The 15,149-nt window shown below is 41.0% G+C and carries 17 protein-coding genes; 14 read left to right on the top strand and 3 right to left on the bottom strand.

Going from position 1 to position 15,149, the window contains the following annotated elements; genetic code table 11:
• Positions 1-10 precede the first annotated feature (10 nt).
• Positions 11-208 (top strand): DUF2970 domain-containing protein, encoded by a 198-nt coding sequence (locus RM552_RS17765; RefSeq protein WP_432277214.1) that lies wholly within the window; start codon positions 11-13, stop codon positions 206-208.
• Here RM552_RS17765 and RM552_RS11905 read toward each other — a convergent pair.
• Together RM552_RS11905 and RM552_RS11900 are read right to left on the bottom strand one after the other, a co-directional pair.
• Positions 192-2,546, bottom strand: coding sequence for a putative bifunctional diguanylate cyclase/phosphodiesterase (locus RM552_RS11905; protein ID WP_311369074.1), 2,355 nt, complete (start codon positions 2,544-2,546; stop codon positions 192-194). The two genes, RM552_RS17765 and RM552_RS11905, sit on opposite strands and share 17 nt — an antisense overlap.
• A gap of 304 nt (positions 2,547-2,850) precedes the next feature.
• Positions 2,851-3,342: a Dam family site-specific DNA-(adenine-N6)-methyltransferase gene (locus RM552_RS11900; protein WP_311369279.1), complete on the bottom strand. Its 492-nt coding sequence runs from the start codon at positions 3,340-3,342 to the stop codon at positions 2,851-2,853.
• A 321-nt stretch (positions 3,343-3,663) separates the two neighbouring features.
• Here RM552_RS11900 and RM552_RS11895 point away from each other — a divergent pair, with 321 nt between their 5' ends.
• Positions 3,664-4,236, top strand: coding sequence for a DNA N-6-adenine-methyltransferase (locus RM552_RS11895; protein ID WP_311369073.1), 573 nt, complete (start codon positions 3,664-3,666; stop codon positions 4,234-4,236).
• A gap of 10 nt (positions 4,237-4,246) precedes the next feature.
• Complete coding sequence (locus RM552_RS11890) at positions 4,247-4,492, top strand: hypothetical protein (protein WP_311369072.1); 246 nt, start codon at positions 4,247-4,249, stop codon at positions 4,490-4,492.
• A 519-nt stretch (positions 4,493-5,011) separates the two neighbouring features.
• Here the strand turns inward: RM552_RS11890 and cadR are convergent.
• The gene (gene cadR / locus RM552_RS11885; protein ID WP_311369071.1) at positions 5,012-5,440 is read right to left on the bottom strand and encodes a Cd(II)/Pb(II)-responsive transcriptional regulator; all 429 of its coding nucleotides are present in this window, start codon (positions 5,438-5,440) and stop codon (positions 5,012-5,014) included.
• An 83-nt stretch (positions 5,441-5,523) separates the two neighbouring features.
• Here cadR and RM552_RS11880 point away from each other — a divergent pair, with 83 nt between their 5' ends.
• From RM552_RS11880 to RM552_RS11830, 11 genes are all read left to right on the top strand, one after another.
• On the top strand, positions 5,524-6,150 hold the full coding sequence (locus RM552_RS11880) for a cation efflux transmembrane domain-containing protein (protein WP_311369070.1): 627 nt from the start codon (positions 5,524-5,526) through the stop codon (positions 6,148-6,150).
• A complete protein-coding gene (locus tag RM552_RS11875) occupies positions 6,147-6,512 on the top strand; it encodes a DUF3703 domain-containing protein (RefSeq protein ID WP_311369069.1) in 366 nt (121 codons plus the stop codon). The genes RM552_RS11880 and RM552_RS11875 overlap by 4 nt, the downstream gene beginning before the upstream one ends.
• Positions 6,499-7,410 (top strand): cation diffusion facilitator family transporter, encoded by a 912-nt coding sequence (locus RM552_RS11870; protein WP_311369068.1) that lies wholly within the window; start codon positions 6,499-6,501, stop codon positions 7,408-7,410. Before RM552_RS11875 ends, RM552_RS11870 begins: the two co-directional genes overlap by 14 nt.
• A 19-nt stretch (positions 7,411-7,429) precedes the next feature.
• Positions 7,430-7,807 (top strand): hypothetical protein, encoded by a 378-nt coding sequence (locus tag RM552_RS11865; RefSeq protein ID WP_311369067.1) that lies wholly within the window; start codon positions 7,430-7,432, stop codon positions 7,805-7,807.
• Between the two features lie 70 nt (positions 7,808-7,877).
• A complete protein-coding gene (locus tag RM552_RS11860) occupies positions 7,878-9,305 on the top strand; it encodes a TolC family protein (protein WP_311369066.1) in 1,428 nt (475 codons plus the stop codon).
• Positions 9,298-10,245: an efflux RND transporter periplasmic adaptor subunit gene (locus tag RM552_RS11855; protein WP_311369065.1), complete on the top strand. Its 948-nt coding sequence runs from the start codon at positions 9,298-9,300 to the stop codon at positions 10,243-10,245. Before RM552_RS11860 ends, RM552_RS11855 begins: the two co-directional genes overlap by 8 nt.
• 60 nt (positions 10,246-10,305) lie before the next feature.
• A complete protein-coding gene (locus tag RM552_RS11850) occupies positions 10,306-13,416 on the top strand; it encodes an efflux RND transporter permease subunit (protein WP_311369063.1) in 3,111 nt (1,036 codons plus the stop codon).
• 258 nt (positions 13,417-13,674) lie between these two features.
• Positions 13,675-14,067 carry a MerR family transcriptional regulator gene (locus tag RM552_RS11845; protein ID WP_311369062.1) on the top strand — a complete coding sequence of 131 codons (393 nt, stop codon included), beginning with the start codon at positions 13,675-13,677 and terminating at the stop codon, positions 14,065-14,067.
• 69 nt (positions 14,068-14,136) lie between these two features.
• Entirely contained in the window at positions 14,137-14,481 is a 345-nt protein-coding gene (locus RM552_RS11840) for a mercuric transporter MerT family protein (RefSeq protein ID WP_311369061.1), read from the top strand.
• Between the two features lie 31 nt (positions 14,482-14,512).
• The gene (gene merP / locus RM552_RS11835) at positions 14,513-14,788 is read left to right on the top strand and encodes a mercury resistance system periplasmic binding protein MerP (RefSeq protein ID WP_311369060.1); all 276 of its coding nucleotides are present in this window, start codon (positions 14,513-14,515) and stop codon (positions 14,786-14,788) included.
• Positions 14,789-14,835: 47 nt separating this feature from the next.
• A complete protein-coding gene (locus tag RM552_RS11830) occupies positions 14,836-15,048 on the top strand; it encodes a GDCCVxC domain-containing (seleno)protein (RefSeq protein WP_311369059.1) in 213 nt (70 codons plus the stop codon).
• The last annotated feature ends 101 nt before the right edge of the window (positions 15,049-15,149 follow it).

Genomic DNA, 15,149 nt, shown 5'->3' with positions numbered 1-15,149 from the left:
CTAAATAATCATGGAATTTGTGAAATACTGGTTTGGGATAGTAAAAAGTGTCTTTGCTAGTTTTATGGGTATCCAAACTAAACAACAATATAATAAAGATACTAATATGCCCTCATTCTTGCCATTTCTTGTAGTAGGAATACTCATGCTTATTTTGTTGCTGTTTACAATTGGCTTGATGGTTACGTGGATTACCTCTCAACACTAGGGTTGAGGGATACTTGTTCAGACTCCGACTCCGACAAATAACGATTTAAAAAATATACCAGTTGATCATGTGGGATAGGTTTCGACACTAAAAAACCTTGAACATAGTCACATCCTAGTTTTTGTAGTGCCATAAATTGTCCTTCAGTTTCCGCACCTTCTGCAACAATTGACACTGAAAGTCCATGTAACATTTGAGTGAGTGAACCTACGATCCTTTGTTGCCTAGGATCCTTGTCTATATTATAAAGCAAAGAACGGTCAAGTTTTACTGTGTTATATGAAAATGCAGTTAAATAAGATAGTGAGGAGTAACCAGCACCAAAATCATCTATGGCAATCTTGTAACCCGCATTTGTCGCATCTTCTATCCATAATTTTGCCGTTTCGAAATTAGTAATCAATGATGTTTCAGTAATTTCTAATTCGATTCTTTTAGGGCTAATATTATGCTCTTCTAGCACATTGTTGATAACACTAAGCGCTAGATCGTTTACTAACTGAGAAGGGCTAAGGTTAATTGAAATAATAATATCGTTGCGTTCGATTGAATCTAAATAATGAATTTCATTGACAACGTTATTGACTATCCATTCAAACAGCATATTCATATTCTCACTTTCTTCTAATACGTCTATGAATATTGGTGGCTCAATAAAACCTAAATCAGGGTGTTGCCAACGGCATAATGCTTCTAATTTAATAACTTTTCGAGTATTGCTGCACACTATTGGCTGAAATACGACAAATAGCTGATTATCTGCAAGGGAAGCAATAAAATCATTTTTAATCGTAAATCTTTGCTGTGCGGCGTCACGCATTGAGTCATCAAAAAACTTATAACAGTTTTTACCATTTTCTTTTGCTTGATACATTGCGATATCTGCGAATCTAAGCAATTTGTCGGCGTCAATTTCGTCTCCTTTTTGCTTTGCAATGCCAATACTAGCGCTAATAGAAATTCTGGTGTCGTAAATATGAAAAGGTGCTGAAAAGAGGTCAACTACTGAATCAGCCATCATGTCCAAAGATTCGCTTGAAGAAAAATTACTAAAACAAATTACAAATTCGTCGCCACCAATTCGATATACCTTAGTAAATTTATTGACAACACCTTTCAAGCGATAACCAATCTTTTTTAGCATGATATCGCCGGCTTCATGGCCTAAGTTATCATTGACAGGTTTAAAACCGTCGAGGTCTAAGAAGAATATCGCAACCTCGTTAATACTCGGATCAGTATTCATATTGATGAGGTCTTCAACCAATACATTTCGTGTGAATAAGCCCGTTATTTGATCTATGGTTGCTTGTCTAACCAAGCGCTTTTGAGAGGCTTTGAGTTGTTGCTCATAGGTTTCTAGTACGTCTATAGCGTGTCTAAATTCGTCTTCTAATTCATGTAATTCATCATTGAAATGTGATTTTGTTGGTTTGCCTAATCGATACCGCGCGATATTATATTCTTTTGCACCAATCAGCTTGATGGCGCGTTTTAGCTGATTGATTTTTGAAATTGGAATAAAAGAGAAGAGAATTAAAAATAGTAAAATACCAAACGTCATTGTAGCGAAAATTACAATCACTTGTTCTTTCTGATTATTTTGTTGCTCCAACAACAAAGATATATCTCTAATAAATAACAGTCTGATATCTTCGCCAATACCATCTATTGTTTCAAACCATACATAGTAATCACGTACATTAGTTTTAAAATGCATCCCTTCACTCTCAAGTTGCTCAAATTGAGAGCTTGAAAGTGGCATTTGGAATACTTCGCCGTTTTTCTCAGAACCGGTCATAATATCAACCACATATCGTGAAAGCGTATTGTTTTGGCTTGAGTAAGCCGTCGACGGAGAAATAATGCCAATATCGCTGTTTACCACTGAACTCAGAAAAATGATCGATGGCGCAATATCAGATAATAATGATAAGGCCCATTGGTCACCCTCAATGGTTACTGGTATGGAAGATGATAACTCACATACAAAATGACAAATGATGCCAGATTGAGGTCGTAACTCTTGGGCTGCAGACATTTGCATTTCAAACATATCTTCTCTTGGAAAACGGCCATACTCGATACTCTGTTGTCCGTTTGAAAATGACATCGAGGACAAAGAAAAACTAAGTTGAATACGTGACCATATAGGATCAAAAAATGCTTTAAAGTCCTGTGATGGGCGGTTATTTAAGTCGCTCAGCATTACGATTTCTTCAGCCGAAAGAATCTGCTCTTGAAGGTGTTGTTCAAGCAACTGACGTGCTGATTTTCGATGGGTATGTTTAATGCTACTAATATTTTCGTCGAAAGAACGTTTTTGTTGTATAGACACAAACGTATATGAAGCACCCAGTGATATGACTGCTACACAAATAACAAGTATTAAGGTCTTTGCTAAGAGGCCACTAATATTTATCATTTTTATTTTTTTGCACTACATTAGGGATTAACATGCTATGTCTAATAATTCCTTCGTAACCAAAGCTTTTGATCACACTCTTCACTGACATGCGTCTATTGGGCTTGATATATTTTTGCTAAAACTGTGTTCACTTAGAAATTATCGGCCGAAATAATTATTAGATTAGAATCGATTTCAATTTTTTTATCTTTGTTTTCTTTAGTTTTTTAAGTTATTAAGGCGTATAAACAGCCATTAATTCCTTACAAGATTTTCGTATTTTTCCGTTACAGCTGATTGTTCGCGCCACATCAAATTTGACGATTTTATCTGCTTTAATATAAAGAGAAAGTGTATCGGGTAAGCAATGATTCGATATAATGGTAGTGACGCCGGAATGTTTGGCGCGTTCAGCTAAGTCGACTAATCTTTTGTGATCGTCTACATCAAAGTTTGTGCCTGAATACGCGGTGAAACTTGCTGTTTTGTTAATAGGAGAATAGGGTGGGTCACAATAAATAACATCTCCTTTGTTTAGCTTTTCAAAGGCAAAAGAGAAATCTCCTTGATGAAACGAAGCATATTTTGCGCGTTGGGCAAAAGTACGGATCTCGTCTAAAGGAAAATAAGGACGCTTATAACGACCAAAAGGGACATTATAACCGCCACTCTTATTGTAGCGACACAGGCCATTATAACCTGCTAGAGTTGTTTCATTATTGCTAATATTTATGATGTATTTAGCCTAAGTGGTTGAATTACAAATTTATTATTAATCATAAATTGTTCTTATGAGCTAAACTTTGACTTTGTCATAACTTATTGAGTTGAGACGAATAAAAAACAGTTCCGGCAAAATATTATGATTCAACGTGCAATCGCTATTGATTCAATACTATAGTTGATTACACCCACTCAATAAAGACTCCAACTTTCAAATTAATAAGGCTAATAACCTTTTAAAATAGTTTTGACCATATAAATACTTGCGTATTATCAATAGTCAGTGATAATTCAGAATCCTTTTCAACGATTAAACGAGTTAAACTTGATTTCAAAGGCCAATACAAAAAAATTAGCTTACATAGGCGCGAAACCCGGTACCAACTCGACTAAAGGCAGGGATTCTGACTCATGGTATACACCCCCAGAATACTTGGATTCTGTTAGGGCGGTATTAGGTAGCATCGATTTAGACCCATTTTCCTCTGAAACAGCGAACGAAATTGTTTGTGCAGATAAAATTTTTACCAAGCAAGATAGTGCTTTTGATAATGACTGGAACGTTGGTGAAAATATAAGTGTATTCATGAACCCGCCTTATTCAGCGGGACTATGTGGGCGCTCTGTAAATCGATTCATCGACCAATATGAAGCAGGGCACTTTGCTGAAGGCATCGTATTAGCAAATAACGCGACAGATACTCGATGGTTCAGTGCCCTAGTAAGCCGTTGTTCTGCTATTTGTTTTACTAATCACCGAATAAGCTTTTGGAACGCTGATCGAAAAAATGTTTCTGGTAATACTCGTGGCCAAGCATTTTTCTATTTTGGAAGTAAACGGCGGGCTTTTCAAAAGAAATTCGAAAAACATGGATTTGTGATGATTCCAGCCAAATAGCCGTATGTCTGTGAAAGGCATTGATAAAATAGGTGGCAATAAGGAATTAAGAGCAGAACTTTACCAGGGAGCACTATCAATGATTAATGTTTTGCCTGATAAACCAAAAACAATGAAACAAAAGTGCCTGAAAGACTTAGTCCAACTTGCGTGTGTCAAACGAGCATGTATTGCACTGGCTAACAAAACGGTACGATCGGCATGGACTTTGCTGAAAACGAGTGCGCCATATCAACCTCAAATGCTACTTAACTAAGAAAGATAACAAATATAAATTTAGCAAGTTTTAACACTTCTCACATCCATAAACAGCGAATGATATTGATTGAACAATCTGCTGGAAACCTGCAATATCCGCAAGCATACGAAGTTGAAATTTCGAAAAATGCAACAGATGCGAACACATTGAAGGCTAGAGGTTAACTATTTAAATAAAGAATCCGCATACGCGATCTCGACTTAAAAAAATAAAGCTTATTAGATATAGTTGTAAAATAGGTGGAGTCGATATACGGACATTAGTAAGCAAAATTCTCTTAGGACTCAAAGCTCATTTCACCGACGATAAATGAAGCCTTGATAGGCCCCCCTGTGGTGGAAAAGCGGTATTTCGACTTTGTCGATTATCTGTGTGAAATTTTCAATATTATGGACGTTAAATAACACGAAATTTGCTAAAATTCTTAAGCTGATAGTATCTTTTTGTGCATACTTTTACTTATCAATACACATTTTAAAGTTCTGATGTTACTAATTAGGGTTTAATAATAGAATGTCAGTACTCATGATTTTTTGAGAGCTTGTGCGCTTCAACAATATTGTCTAATTCATGTAACACACCGCATTCCCTGATTTTCTTGTCATCATCGCAAGCAGCACGCATTGATACCAGTGTTTTTTGAAGCGCATCTAGTTCAGTTATTCTTTGTCTAATATCATCGATATGTTTGTCAATCGTAGCATTAACACTTTCGCAACTGCTTTCTGGATTAGCTCGTGTTTCTAGTACTAAACTAATTTCTTCAATCGTCATATCTAACGCACGGCACTGCTTAATAAAAAGCAACTGCTTTAACGCATCGTCTGAGTAACTGCGATAATTAGACTGCGTGCGTTCTGGTGCACTTAGTAAGGCTTTTCGTTCATAAAAGCGAATTGTTTGAATACTTAGGCCTGTTTTATCTGCTAACTGTCCTATTTTCATTTTACTTTACCTGATGCGCTTGACTCTATACCAAGTATAGAGTTTACACTTGTGTAATAAGTCAGTAAAGCGAGTGTTTTTTTATGAGTGGGTGTGGGTGCGACATTGAAATCAAAGACCAAGAACAAAAAAAGGTGTTGTATTGGTTATTAGGCATTAATGCCGTGATGTTCGTCGTTGAAATGAGTGTAGGGTTATTGGCTGACTCAACAGCGCTTATCGCAGATTCATTGGATATGCTAGCGGATGCAGTTGTTTATGGTATTGGTATTTATGCAGTGGGCAAAACCATTATTCACAAAGCAAACGCTGCAAAAATAAGTGGCTATTTTCAATTAATACTTGGCCTCATTATTTTATTTGATATTGCTCGTCGATCGATATTAGGCAGTGACCCAGAGTCATTGTTAATGATGGGGATGGGTTTTGTTGCCTTAATCGCCAACGTCATATGTTTATTAATCATTAGAAAACAGAAGAGTGGTGAAGTACATATGCGAGCAAGTTGGATTTTCTCGGCAAACGACGTCATTGCCAACATGGGCGTAATATTAGCGGGCGTGACGGTTTACCTATTTGACACTCGCTGGCCCGATTTAGTGATTGGCCTTATTGTGTCTATCATTGTTTTACGCGGTGCAATTTCAATATTAAAAGACGCCAAACAAGAGCTTCGCAATAACAGTCAATCTATCGGAGAAGCATTATGAATTTCACGCAAGCAGCACAACCTTATGTAGAAGAAAAATTAAGAGATGCGCAACAAGCATTTACAAATAAAGATGATGAAGCAGGATTCAAAGACCTTGAAGATGCACATGTAATTGGGCAGCACTCTACTTTTCATCATACTCGAGTGCACTATGAAATGCTGAAATTTGGATTAAAACAAAGGGACATGAAAGAAGTCGTCGGGCAAATATTTAGAATAATAGGTGCCATAACGAAAACCGCGATAGGCTTGTTGCCAGAGGGCAATACGGGTGGTTCAAATGTAAGCCCTTTTAAGCCCATGCCTATTTCACGAGCAAATAAAGCAATCTTGAATAAGATCAAACATGCACAGTCATAATCATTCACATAGCCATACGCAATCAGATGGCAATTCAGACGATGCATCAAGGCGAATTGGCTGGGCGTTCTTTTTAAATGTGGTGTTCACCATCATCGAGTTTATCGGTGGTTGGCTAACCAATAGCACCGCTATCATGGCAGACGCGGTGCATGACCTCGGCGATAGTTTGTCAATTGGCACAGCTTGGGGATTGAACAAGCTTAGCGATAAATCAGCTAATAAAACCTTCTCATATGGATATAAGCGCTTTTCTTTATTGGGCGCGTTGATTAACGGTTTAGTGCTCACGGTAGGCTCTATTTGGATATTGTTTGAAGCAATCCCACGTTTGGCTGCGCCTGAAATGCCCCAAGTAGAGGGGATGTTAGCCTTATCTTTTTTTGGTATGGCCGTAAACGGTTTTGCCGCTTATAAACTAAGCGAAGGAACGTCATTAAACGAACGAGTGCTTAATTGGCACTTGCTAGAAGATGTTCTCGGTTGGGTGGCAGTATTTATCGTATCCGTCGTATTAATGTTTAAGCCTTGGGCGATTTTAGATCCCATCCTGTCCATCGGCTTTACTTTGTTCATCCTCTTCAATGTGTTTCGTAACCTAAAAGAAACCCTGATGCTGTTTTTACAAGCAACGCCAGATGAGGAGCAGATGTCAAAAATCCGAAACGACTTGCTTGCAAACGATAAGGTAAGCGACCTCCATCATTTTCATATTTGGTCTTTAGACGGAGAGCGAAATGTTATGACCGTCCATCTTGTTCTCGAAGGGGAAGTCAGTGTTGAAAACATTCAGTCATTAAAGGAGAGCATACAGAGCTCATTAGCAAAATATCATTTTGAACATACGACAGTAGAGCTAGAATTTGTCGATGAACAATGTCGTGACGAAGTAGAATAGGCTTGGTACACTCATAACAATGAAGAATCTAAAACACATAAGTTACATCTTGATCTCGCTGATACTCTTTCAGTCTTTTTCTGCTGTGGCCAATTCCTTAGATTTTCATGCAATCGATACACAACATCTGCAACATGAACACCAGCATTCAAAGCACAATCAAGCGTCAAATGATATTCCAACTAAAGCGCTTGGTGAGTCAGCAAAAGTAGATCACCATAACCCTGCCGATTGCCATCATTGTGGCCACTGCCACGGCACGCATGCACAGTGGTTAGGTCAGCACAATATCTACAATTTACAAGCTGTGGTATCTATACACCACTTTAATTATTTGGATGCGATTATCGACGCACCCATCAACCGATTACTACGCCCACCCAAAACACCATCCTAATATCGCTTTCGATAGTGTCGCGCTGAAAAACTTGCGACGCTGAATATTGATAAATTATTAGGATGTTCTAATGAAAATGTTTCATATTTCTGTGCATGCACGCGCCATTACGTTTGCTTGCGCATTGGGCTTAACCTTGAGCCCACTTACCGCTCAAGCGGTACAAACTAATCGCTATATAGATGACGGTGTTCAAGCGCCTATGCGAGAAACGCTGAGCCTTGAAGATACGGTAAGACTTACACTTGCCAATAATCCAAGTTTGTATGAGTTTGAATTTAGACAGCGAATAATTGACGGTGAATCAAAAACCGCCGCGCTTAAACCCGCACTGAACGCTGGGATTGAACTAGAGAACTTTATGGGAACCGGCGAGGTGTCGGGCATTAAGGAGCTTGAAGTCAGTTTGACCTTGTCATCTGTACTACAGCTCAACGACAAGCCTAGCGCAAGGTTGAATGTACTTTCTGAGCGTAAAATACAACAAGAGGTGGAAAAGAAAATACGCACATTAGATGTCCTCGGCGAGCTGAATCGTCGGTACATCAAAGCACTCGTATTGCAGGCCACCTTAGATGTGCTAAACGATGCACAGACACTTGCACTCTATACCTATAACGCAGTTGCTAAGCGGGTTGATGCAGGCGCGTCACCATTGCTAGAGCAAAAACGCGCCCAAGCCGCGCTAGCCCAAGCAAAACTCGATGTTAAATTGGCTCAAGAAAGTCTTCAATTTGCATTGCGCAGTCTTGCCATTATGTGGGGCGAACAAACGCCCACTTTTAAGCGAGTGGAAGGTCAACTTTTTGCGTTTCAAGACATCGGGTCATTCGAGATGCTTTCTGCCGCTATCCAAAGCAGTCCGCATATAGACCTGTTTGCAAAACAAAGCCGCGTTCAAGCGGCGCAGCTTAGATTAGTGCAAGCCAATAATCGAGCTGACATTGAATGGACGGCGGGTGTTCGACGAATACAAGATATTGATGAAACTGCTCTAATAGCCGGGATCAGCGTGCCATTGTTTCGACAAAAACGAAACCTAGGTGAATACGAGGCGCAAAAAGCTCGCCTTGATGCCATAGAGGTGCAAAAACAGAGCAATGTGCGCAGTTTATTGCATTCAGTTAATCAGGCCTTAGGTGAGCACACCCGCGCATTATTAGAAGTTGACGCTATTCAACAAACCGTCATACCGCCTCTTACAGAAGCCTTAGATTTAGTCGAAAGCGCTTATTTAGATGGCAGATTTAGCTATTTGGAATGGGTATCTACTCGACAAGAATTCTTAAATACGCGCCTGACATTAATTGAGGCGGCGTCTCAAGTGCACCTAAGCAAAACTGAAATTGAAACGCTTACCGGTCTTGCACTTAAGGCTCCACAAAGCGGCACTGCAAAAACTGATACCGCAAAGAGCAATGCTTTTAAAAAGCTAGCGCACAACATCACTATGCAGCAGCCATCAAACATTTCGATAAGAAGTAACAATCATGAATAAATTTCCTCAATTACAAGCATTAATAATATTAAAAGTACTCGTTTTAAGCGTCACGCTAATGATGATACATGGGACGGTAAGCGCGGGAGACAAACGAGCAGGCGGTGATTCTCATGAGGACGATAAACACGCTGGTGAAGTCGTTACGATGAGTGATGAGACGGCTGTGCAAAATGGCATTACCACCACAAATGTTATTGCTGGCGACATTGCGCTTTCGACCACACTCTATGGCCGAATAAGTGCAGATCCGAGTTCATTGAGTCATATCAGAGCGCGTTTTGACGGTGTGATCAAAAATGTCAAAGTCAATATTGGCGACACAGTTAAAAAAGGAGATATTTTAGCGGTCGTAGAATCAAATGAGAGTTTAAAAAGCTACTCAATTGTTTCTCCCTTCGATGGCAACGTAATAGCGCGGCATGCCAACAATGGTGAGTTATCAAACGGACAAGTACTATTTTCCTTAGCCAACTACAAGGATGTGTGGGCGCAGTTAACCGTGTTCTCGCAGCACCTCGGCAAAATTAAGGACGGACAAGCCGTTGAATTAAGGCATGCAAATTTTGAGCAGCTATCTGAAATTGCCTACCTTACGCCATCCGCCGATGGCAGTCCGCATTCGCTTGCCAACGTCACTGTTGACAATAGCAGTGGCTATTGGCAATTAGGCACTTTAGTAAAAGCGCAGGTAACCACTGCCACTAAGGCCGTATGTCATATGGTGCCTGTTACTGCCGTGCAAGAGTATGAAGACAAGCAAGTGGTATTTGTTAATCATGATAATGAATATAAACCACGCCCTGTGCAGCTTGGTGTGACTGATGGTCGCTTTATTGAAGTCATAAGCGGCATTGAAATAGGTGAGCGTGTGGTGGCTACCAATAGTTACCTTATCAAAGCAGATTTGGAAAAATCGGAGGCCGGTCATGACCATTAATGCCTCAATACAACCCGAATATACATGTTTGCTACTGCAAGGCTTTAAAGGAGGCTTAACATGCTAGCTTCCATTATTCGCACCGCAATAGACAGGCGCGGTATATTTTTGATGCTGAGTTTTTTAGTCATTGGTTTTGGCTTGTTTAGTTATCAAAAGCTGCCTATTGACGCCGTACCCGACATCACCAATGTCCAAGTACAAATCAATACGCAAGCAACTGGTTATTCGCCGCTTGAAACTGAACAACGTATCACCTTTTTGGTAGAAAACGCTCTAGCGGGTTTACCAAACTTGGATTATACCCGTTCACTATCTCGTTATGGCTTGTCTCAAGTGACCGCCGTATTTGAAGAAGGCACCGACCTGTATTTTGCCAGAAACCTCATTAATGAGCGGATAGGCATTATTAAAAGTCAGCTACCCGAGGGTGTTGAGCCAGAGATGGGACCGATTGCCACCGGTTTGGGTGAAATCTACATGTACACACTCAACGCTGAGCCGGGCACATTGACATCCGATGGCAGAGACTTTGATGCGATGGCTTTAAGAGAGTTGCATGACTGGGTGGTAAAGCCTCAACTCGCTCTAGTAAAAGGTATCACCGAAGTTAACGCCATTGGCGGCTTTACCAAGCAATATCATGTGAATCCTGATCCTCAACGTATGCTTAATTATAGTGTGAGCACTGACGATCTGCTGCGGGCATTGGAGCGCAATAATACCAATCAAGGTGCGGGATATGTTGAACGCAACGGTCAACAAATACTGGTGCGCTCTCAAGCGCAGCTGGCCACAATTGAAGATATTGGTAATGTCGTGGTGACACTCACTAACCAATCTCCAGTGACCGTGAACGATATTGCCGACGTCGCTATTGGCAAGGAGCTTCGAACGGGGGCTGCGACACGAGAGGGTAAGGAAACCGTCTTAGGCACTGCCATGATGCTCATTGGTGAGAATAGTCGTGCCGTGGCCTTGGCAGTGGCTGATAAAGTGGATGAAATCCAAGCTAGCTTGCCCGAAGGTGTGGTAATAGAAACTGTCTACGATAGGACCGCACTGGTTGATAAAGCCATCAACACCGTTCGCAAAAACCTTGTTGAAGGCGCATTACTGGTGATTGTGGTGTTGTTTCTGCTGCTTGGCAACATAAGAGCAGCCATTATTACCGCCGCTGTGATACCGCTGGCGATGCTCGCCACAATAACAGGGATGGTGCAAACAGGCGTTAGCGCAAACTTAATGAGCTTAGGGGCACTAGACTTCGGGTTAATTGTGGATGGTGCAGTCATTATTGTTGAAAACTGTATCAGGCGATTAAGTGAAGCGCAGAGGCAAACTGGCTCAGTGCTGCCCATCAAGGAAAGGCTCGAAGTTGTGTATGAAGCAACCAATGAGGTTATACGGCCGAGTCTGTTTGGCGTGATGATTATAACAATCGTGTATATCCCCATTTTCAGTTTAACAGGGGTAGAAGGGAAGATGTTTCACCCGATGGCAGCCACCGTCATCTTGGCATTACTTGCTGCGATGGTGTTCTCAATCACTATTGTGCCAGCAGCCGTTGCGATGTTTATGTCGGGTAAAGTCAGTGAAAAAGAGAGCCCAATCATAGTGGGGGCGAAATCGGTCTATCGTCCTGTTCTGTTATGGGCGCTGAAGCTACGTTGGTTGGTAATAGGCTCAGCGACATTATTGGTCATTGTGAGCGTTTGGCTAAGCATGCGTCTTGGTTCTGAATTTATACCTCAACTCGATGAGGGTGATATTGCCTTGCACGCTATGCGAGTGCCCGGCACTGGCATTGAGCAGGCTGTGGATATGCAAAAAAGGCTTGAAGACGTCATTATGCAGTACCCACAAGTGAGCACTGTCTTTGCTAAAACGGGCACGGCAGAAGTTGCCACCGATGCGATGCCGCCCAATGTTACCGATACCTTTGTAATGTTGAAACCTATCGACCAATGGCCAGATCCTACTTTATCTAAAGTCGAATTTGTTGAGCAAATGGAGCGTGAGCTTCAAAACGTGCCCGGCAATAATTACGAGTTTACTCAACCTATACAAATGCGGTTTAACGAATTAATTAGTGGCGTTAGAGCTGATTTGGGGATAAAAATCTATGGTGACGATTTAGATAAACTGCGCGATTCGGCCGGTGATATCTTAGCCGTTTTGCAAGAGATTCCGGGTGCGGCTGATGCCCGTGTTGAGCAAGTTGATGAAATTCCCATCTTTACCGTGAACCCCAAACCTTATGCTTTAGCGCGTTATAATTTGGATGTCACTGATCTGCAAACATGGTTAAGCGCATCGGTTGGCGGCAAAGAAGCAGGCTTGATATTCGAGGGCGACAGGCGATTTGAGATAGTTGTGCGTTACTCTGAGGATATTCGCAATAATCTTGACACGCTAGGCAGCATACCTATTATGACAAGGGATGGTAATTATGTGCCGATAGCAGAGGTTGCAACGCTAGAATATGCCAGTATACCCAGTCAAATCAGCCGAGAAAACGCCAAGCGCCGTATTGTGGTTACTGCTAATGTAAGAGAGCGCGACCTAGGCTCGTTTGTAACTGAGGCAAAAATGCAAATTGCAGAAAATGTTTCATTGCCAAGTGGTTATTGGGTCGATTATGGCGGCACGTTCGAACAGTTAGAAAGTGCGAGTCAGCGATTGAGCCTTGTTGTCCCAGCAACGCTTTTCTTAATTCTTGCATTGCTAGTCATTGCCTTTGGCTCGGTGAAAGATGCATTGATAATCTTTACAGGTGTGCCTTTAGCATTAACAGGTGGCGTTTTTGCGCTATGGATGCGAGACATGCCCTTGTCTATATCAGCAGGCGTCGGTTTTATAGCGCTATCTGGCATTGCTGTGCTTAACGGTTTGGTTATGTTGTCGTTTATCCGCCAAAGACTAGAAGAAACAGGAGAGTTAATTAATTCTATTGTTGATGGTGCATTAACACGCTTGCGGCCGGTACTGATGACGGCATTGGTTGCTAGCCTTGGTTTTGTGCCAATGGCGCTGAATGTCGGGACGGGAGCAGAAGTACAGCGTCCATTGGCGACAGTGGTCATTAGCGGAATAATTTCGTCTACTTTACTGACATTGATAGTATTGCCTGTTTTATATCGACTTGTGCACGACAGAAAACTTAAATAAAGGAGAAGAGAACGGCAGATGTATTTAAAAAAGACATCTGCCATGCTAACACTGTGATATCAGGCTCTATATAGGCGACTTTAGGGTGTGACTGAGCATGACGACCAAGGGGTTGTGTCGTTTATACCGTTCGCTTTTGTCGAATTGCCATCATCAGTTATTGTTGATGCTCGTGATGAATTTATGCAAACTCGGTATAAATTATGATTTGATGCTATTTTTTGTTTAGTAAGTGAGTCAAACTATTTAGGGCTTTATATGTACACAATAAGTAAACTCGCAAAAGAAGCAAATGTGGGTGTAGAGACTATTCGGTTCTATGAAAAGAAGGCCTTGTTGCAGCAACCGATAAAACCATCTCAAGGTTACAGACAATATACTCCGCAAGCACTTTCAAGGGTTTTATTTATTAAGCGTGCTCAACACTTGGGTTTTACGTTGGCTGAAATATCGTCATTATTGGTATTAAGTAACAGCAATTGTGAAGAAGTGCAGTCCCTTGCTGAACATAAACTGGATGTAATTGAAGAGAAGTTGAAAGACTTGACGCGTCTTAAAGGCAGTCTTCAATCCCTCATTTCAGACTGCAAAAACAATACTAATGAAAAAGCCTGCCCGATTATTCAATCACTTCAGCCCGAAAAGAAATAACAACGCTTGACTCCGTACCTAAGTACGGATGTTATGCTACAGACTGTTTGAATAACATCACGTCATAACATGGTAAAAAGTAGTCAGGTATCCATCTTAGGAGGTCTTGCCGCGGCAATCGGTGCAAGTGCATGTTGCGCGGGGCCGCTTGTACTTCTTTTGTTGGGCATTAGCGGAACGTGGATCAGCTATTTAACGCTTTTAGATCCTTATCGACCTATTTTCATTTTTGCCGTAGTGGTTTTATTTGGATTAGCTGGGTGGAAAACTTATGGCCGATTGAAAGAATGTGCGGAGGGTGAGTTGTGCGCGAGCCCTAAAGTAAGAGCGCGGAGAATAGTAATTTTTTGGTCTACCGCGCTGTTGGCTTTTCTTTTTGTCACCAGTAACTACTGGATTATATGGTTAGTATAGCTACTATCACTGAAATTTAATCGGAGAAAAAATGAAAAAATTATTATTCACGTCATTATTGTTAGTCAGCAGCACCGAAGCATTTGCTAAAGATATAACCGTTACTTTAGAAGTGCCGTCAATGGATTGTGCTACATGCCCAATAACAGTAGAAAAAGCACTAGAGCGTGTAAAAGGTGTAAAAGAAGTGGATGTTACATTCGAAAACAAACTGGCTGTCGTGATATTTGACGACGAAGTTACTAGCCCTGATGCGCTAACCAAAGCGACAGAGAATGCTGGTTTCCCCTCAAGAATAAAATCGTAACTTACTCTCGAATCGCTTTTTTTTAATCAAATTGGGAGCGCTATCATTTGTCCAAAATAGAGCTTTTATCAACAATTACATGTCCTAAATGCAATCATAGCCAACTAGAGGAAATGCCAACCACTGCATGTCAATTTTTCTATGAATGCACTCATTGCAAATCAATACTGAAACCTCTTAGGGGAGACTGCTGCGTTTTTTGCTCATATGGAACAGTGAAATGCCCGCCAATTCAAAAAGGTAACTGTTGTTGCGAGTAAAAGATGCAGAGAGTAGTTTATTACTTGCATTTTCTGACATTTCACTAAATGTTCGCGCTCTCGTGACTCATCACTTAGAAACAACATAAACCAAAGTCACT

The organism is Glaciecola petra, assembly GCF_031846345.1.
In the GTDB taxonomy this organism is placed as follows: Bacteria; Pseudomonadota; Gammaproteobacteria; order Enterobacterales; family Alteromonadaceae; genus Glaciecola; species Glaciecola petra.
The sequence above is the reverse complement of the archived record's forward strand: the minus strand, read 5'-3'. Positions and strand labels throughout refer to the sequence as shown.

What these genes read in the sequence shown, in the direction of transcription:
- RM552_RS17765 (WP_432277214.1), top strand. Translation starts at nt 11, where the DNA reads ATGGAATTTGTGAAATACTGGTTTGGGATAGTAAAAAGTGTCTTTGCT.
- cadR (WP_311369071.1), bottom strand. Translation starts at nt 5,440, where the DNA reads ATGAAAATAGGACAGTTAGCAGATAAAACAGGCCTAAGTATTCAAACA.
- RM552_RS11880 (WP_311369070.1), top strand. Translation starts at nt 5,524, where the DNA reads ATGAGTGGGTGTGGGTGCGACATTGAAATCAAAGACCAAGAACAAAAA.
- RM552_RS11875 (WP_311369069.1), top strand. Translation starts at nt 6,147, where the DNA reads ATGAATTTCACGCAAGCAGCACAACCTTATGTAGAAGAAAAATTAAGA.
- RM552_RS11870 (WP_311369068.1), top strand. Translation starts at nt 6,499, where the DNA reads ATGCACAGTCATAATCATTCACATAGCCATACGCAATCAGATGGCAAT.
- RM552_RS11865 (WP_311369067.1), top strand. Translation starts at nt 7,430, where the DNA reads ATGAAGAATCTAAAACACATAAGTTACATCTTGATCTCGCTGATACTC.
- RM552_RS11860 (WP_311369066.1), top strand. Translation starts at nt 7,878, where the DNA reads ATGAAAATGTTTCATATTTCTGTGCATGCACGCGCCATTACGTTTGCT.
- RM552_RS11855 (WP_311369065.1), top strand. Translation starts at nt 9,298, where the DNA reads ATGAATAAATTTCCTCAATTACAAGCATTAATAATATTAAAAGTACTC.
- RM552_RS11850 (WP_311369063.1), top strand. Translation starts at nt 10,306, where the DNA reads ATGCTAGCTTCCATTATTCGCACCGCAATAGACAGGCGCGGTATATTT.
- RM552_RS11845 (WP_311369062.1), top strand. Translation starts at nt 13,675, where the DNA reads ATGTACACAATAAGTAAACTCGCAAAAGAAGCAAATGTGGGTGTAGAG.
- RM552_RS11840 (WP_311369061.1), top strand. Translation starts at nt 14,137, where the DNA reads ATGGTAAAAAGTAGTCAGGTATCCATCTTAGGAGGTCTTGCCGCGGCA.
- merP (WP_311369060.1), top strand. Translation starts at nt 14,513, where the DNA reads ATGAAAAAATTATTATTCACGTCATTATTGTTAGTCAGCAGCACCGAA.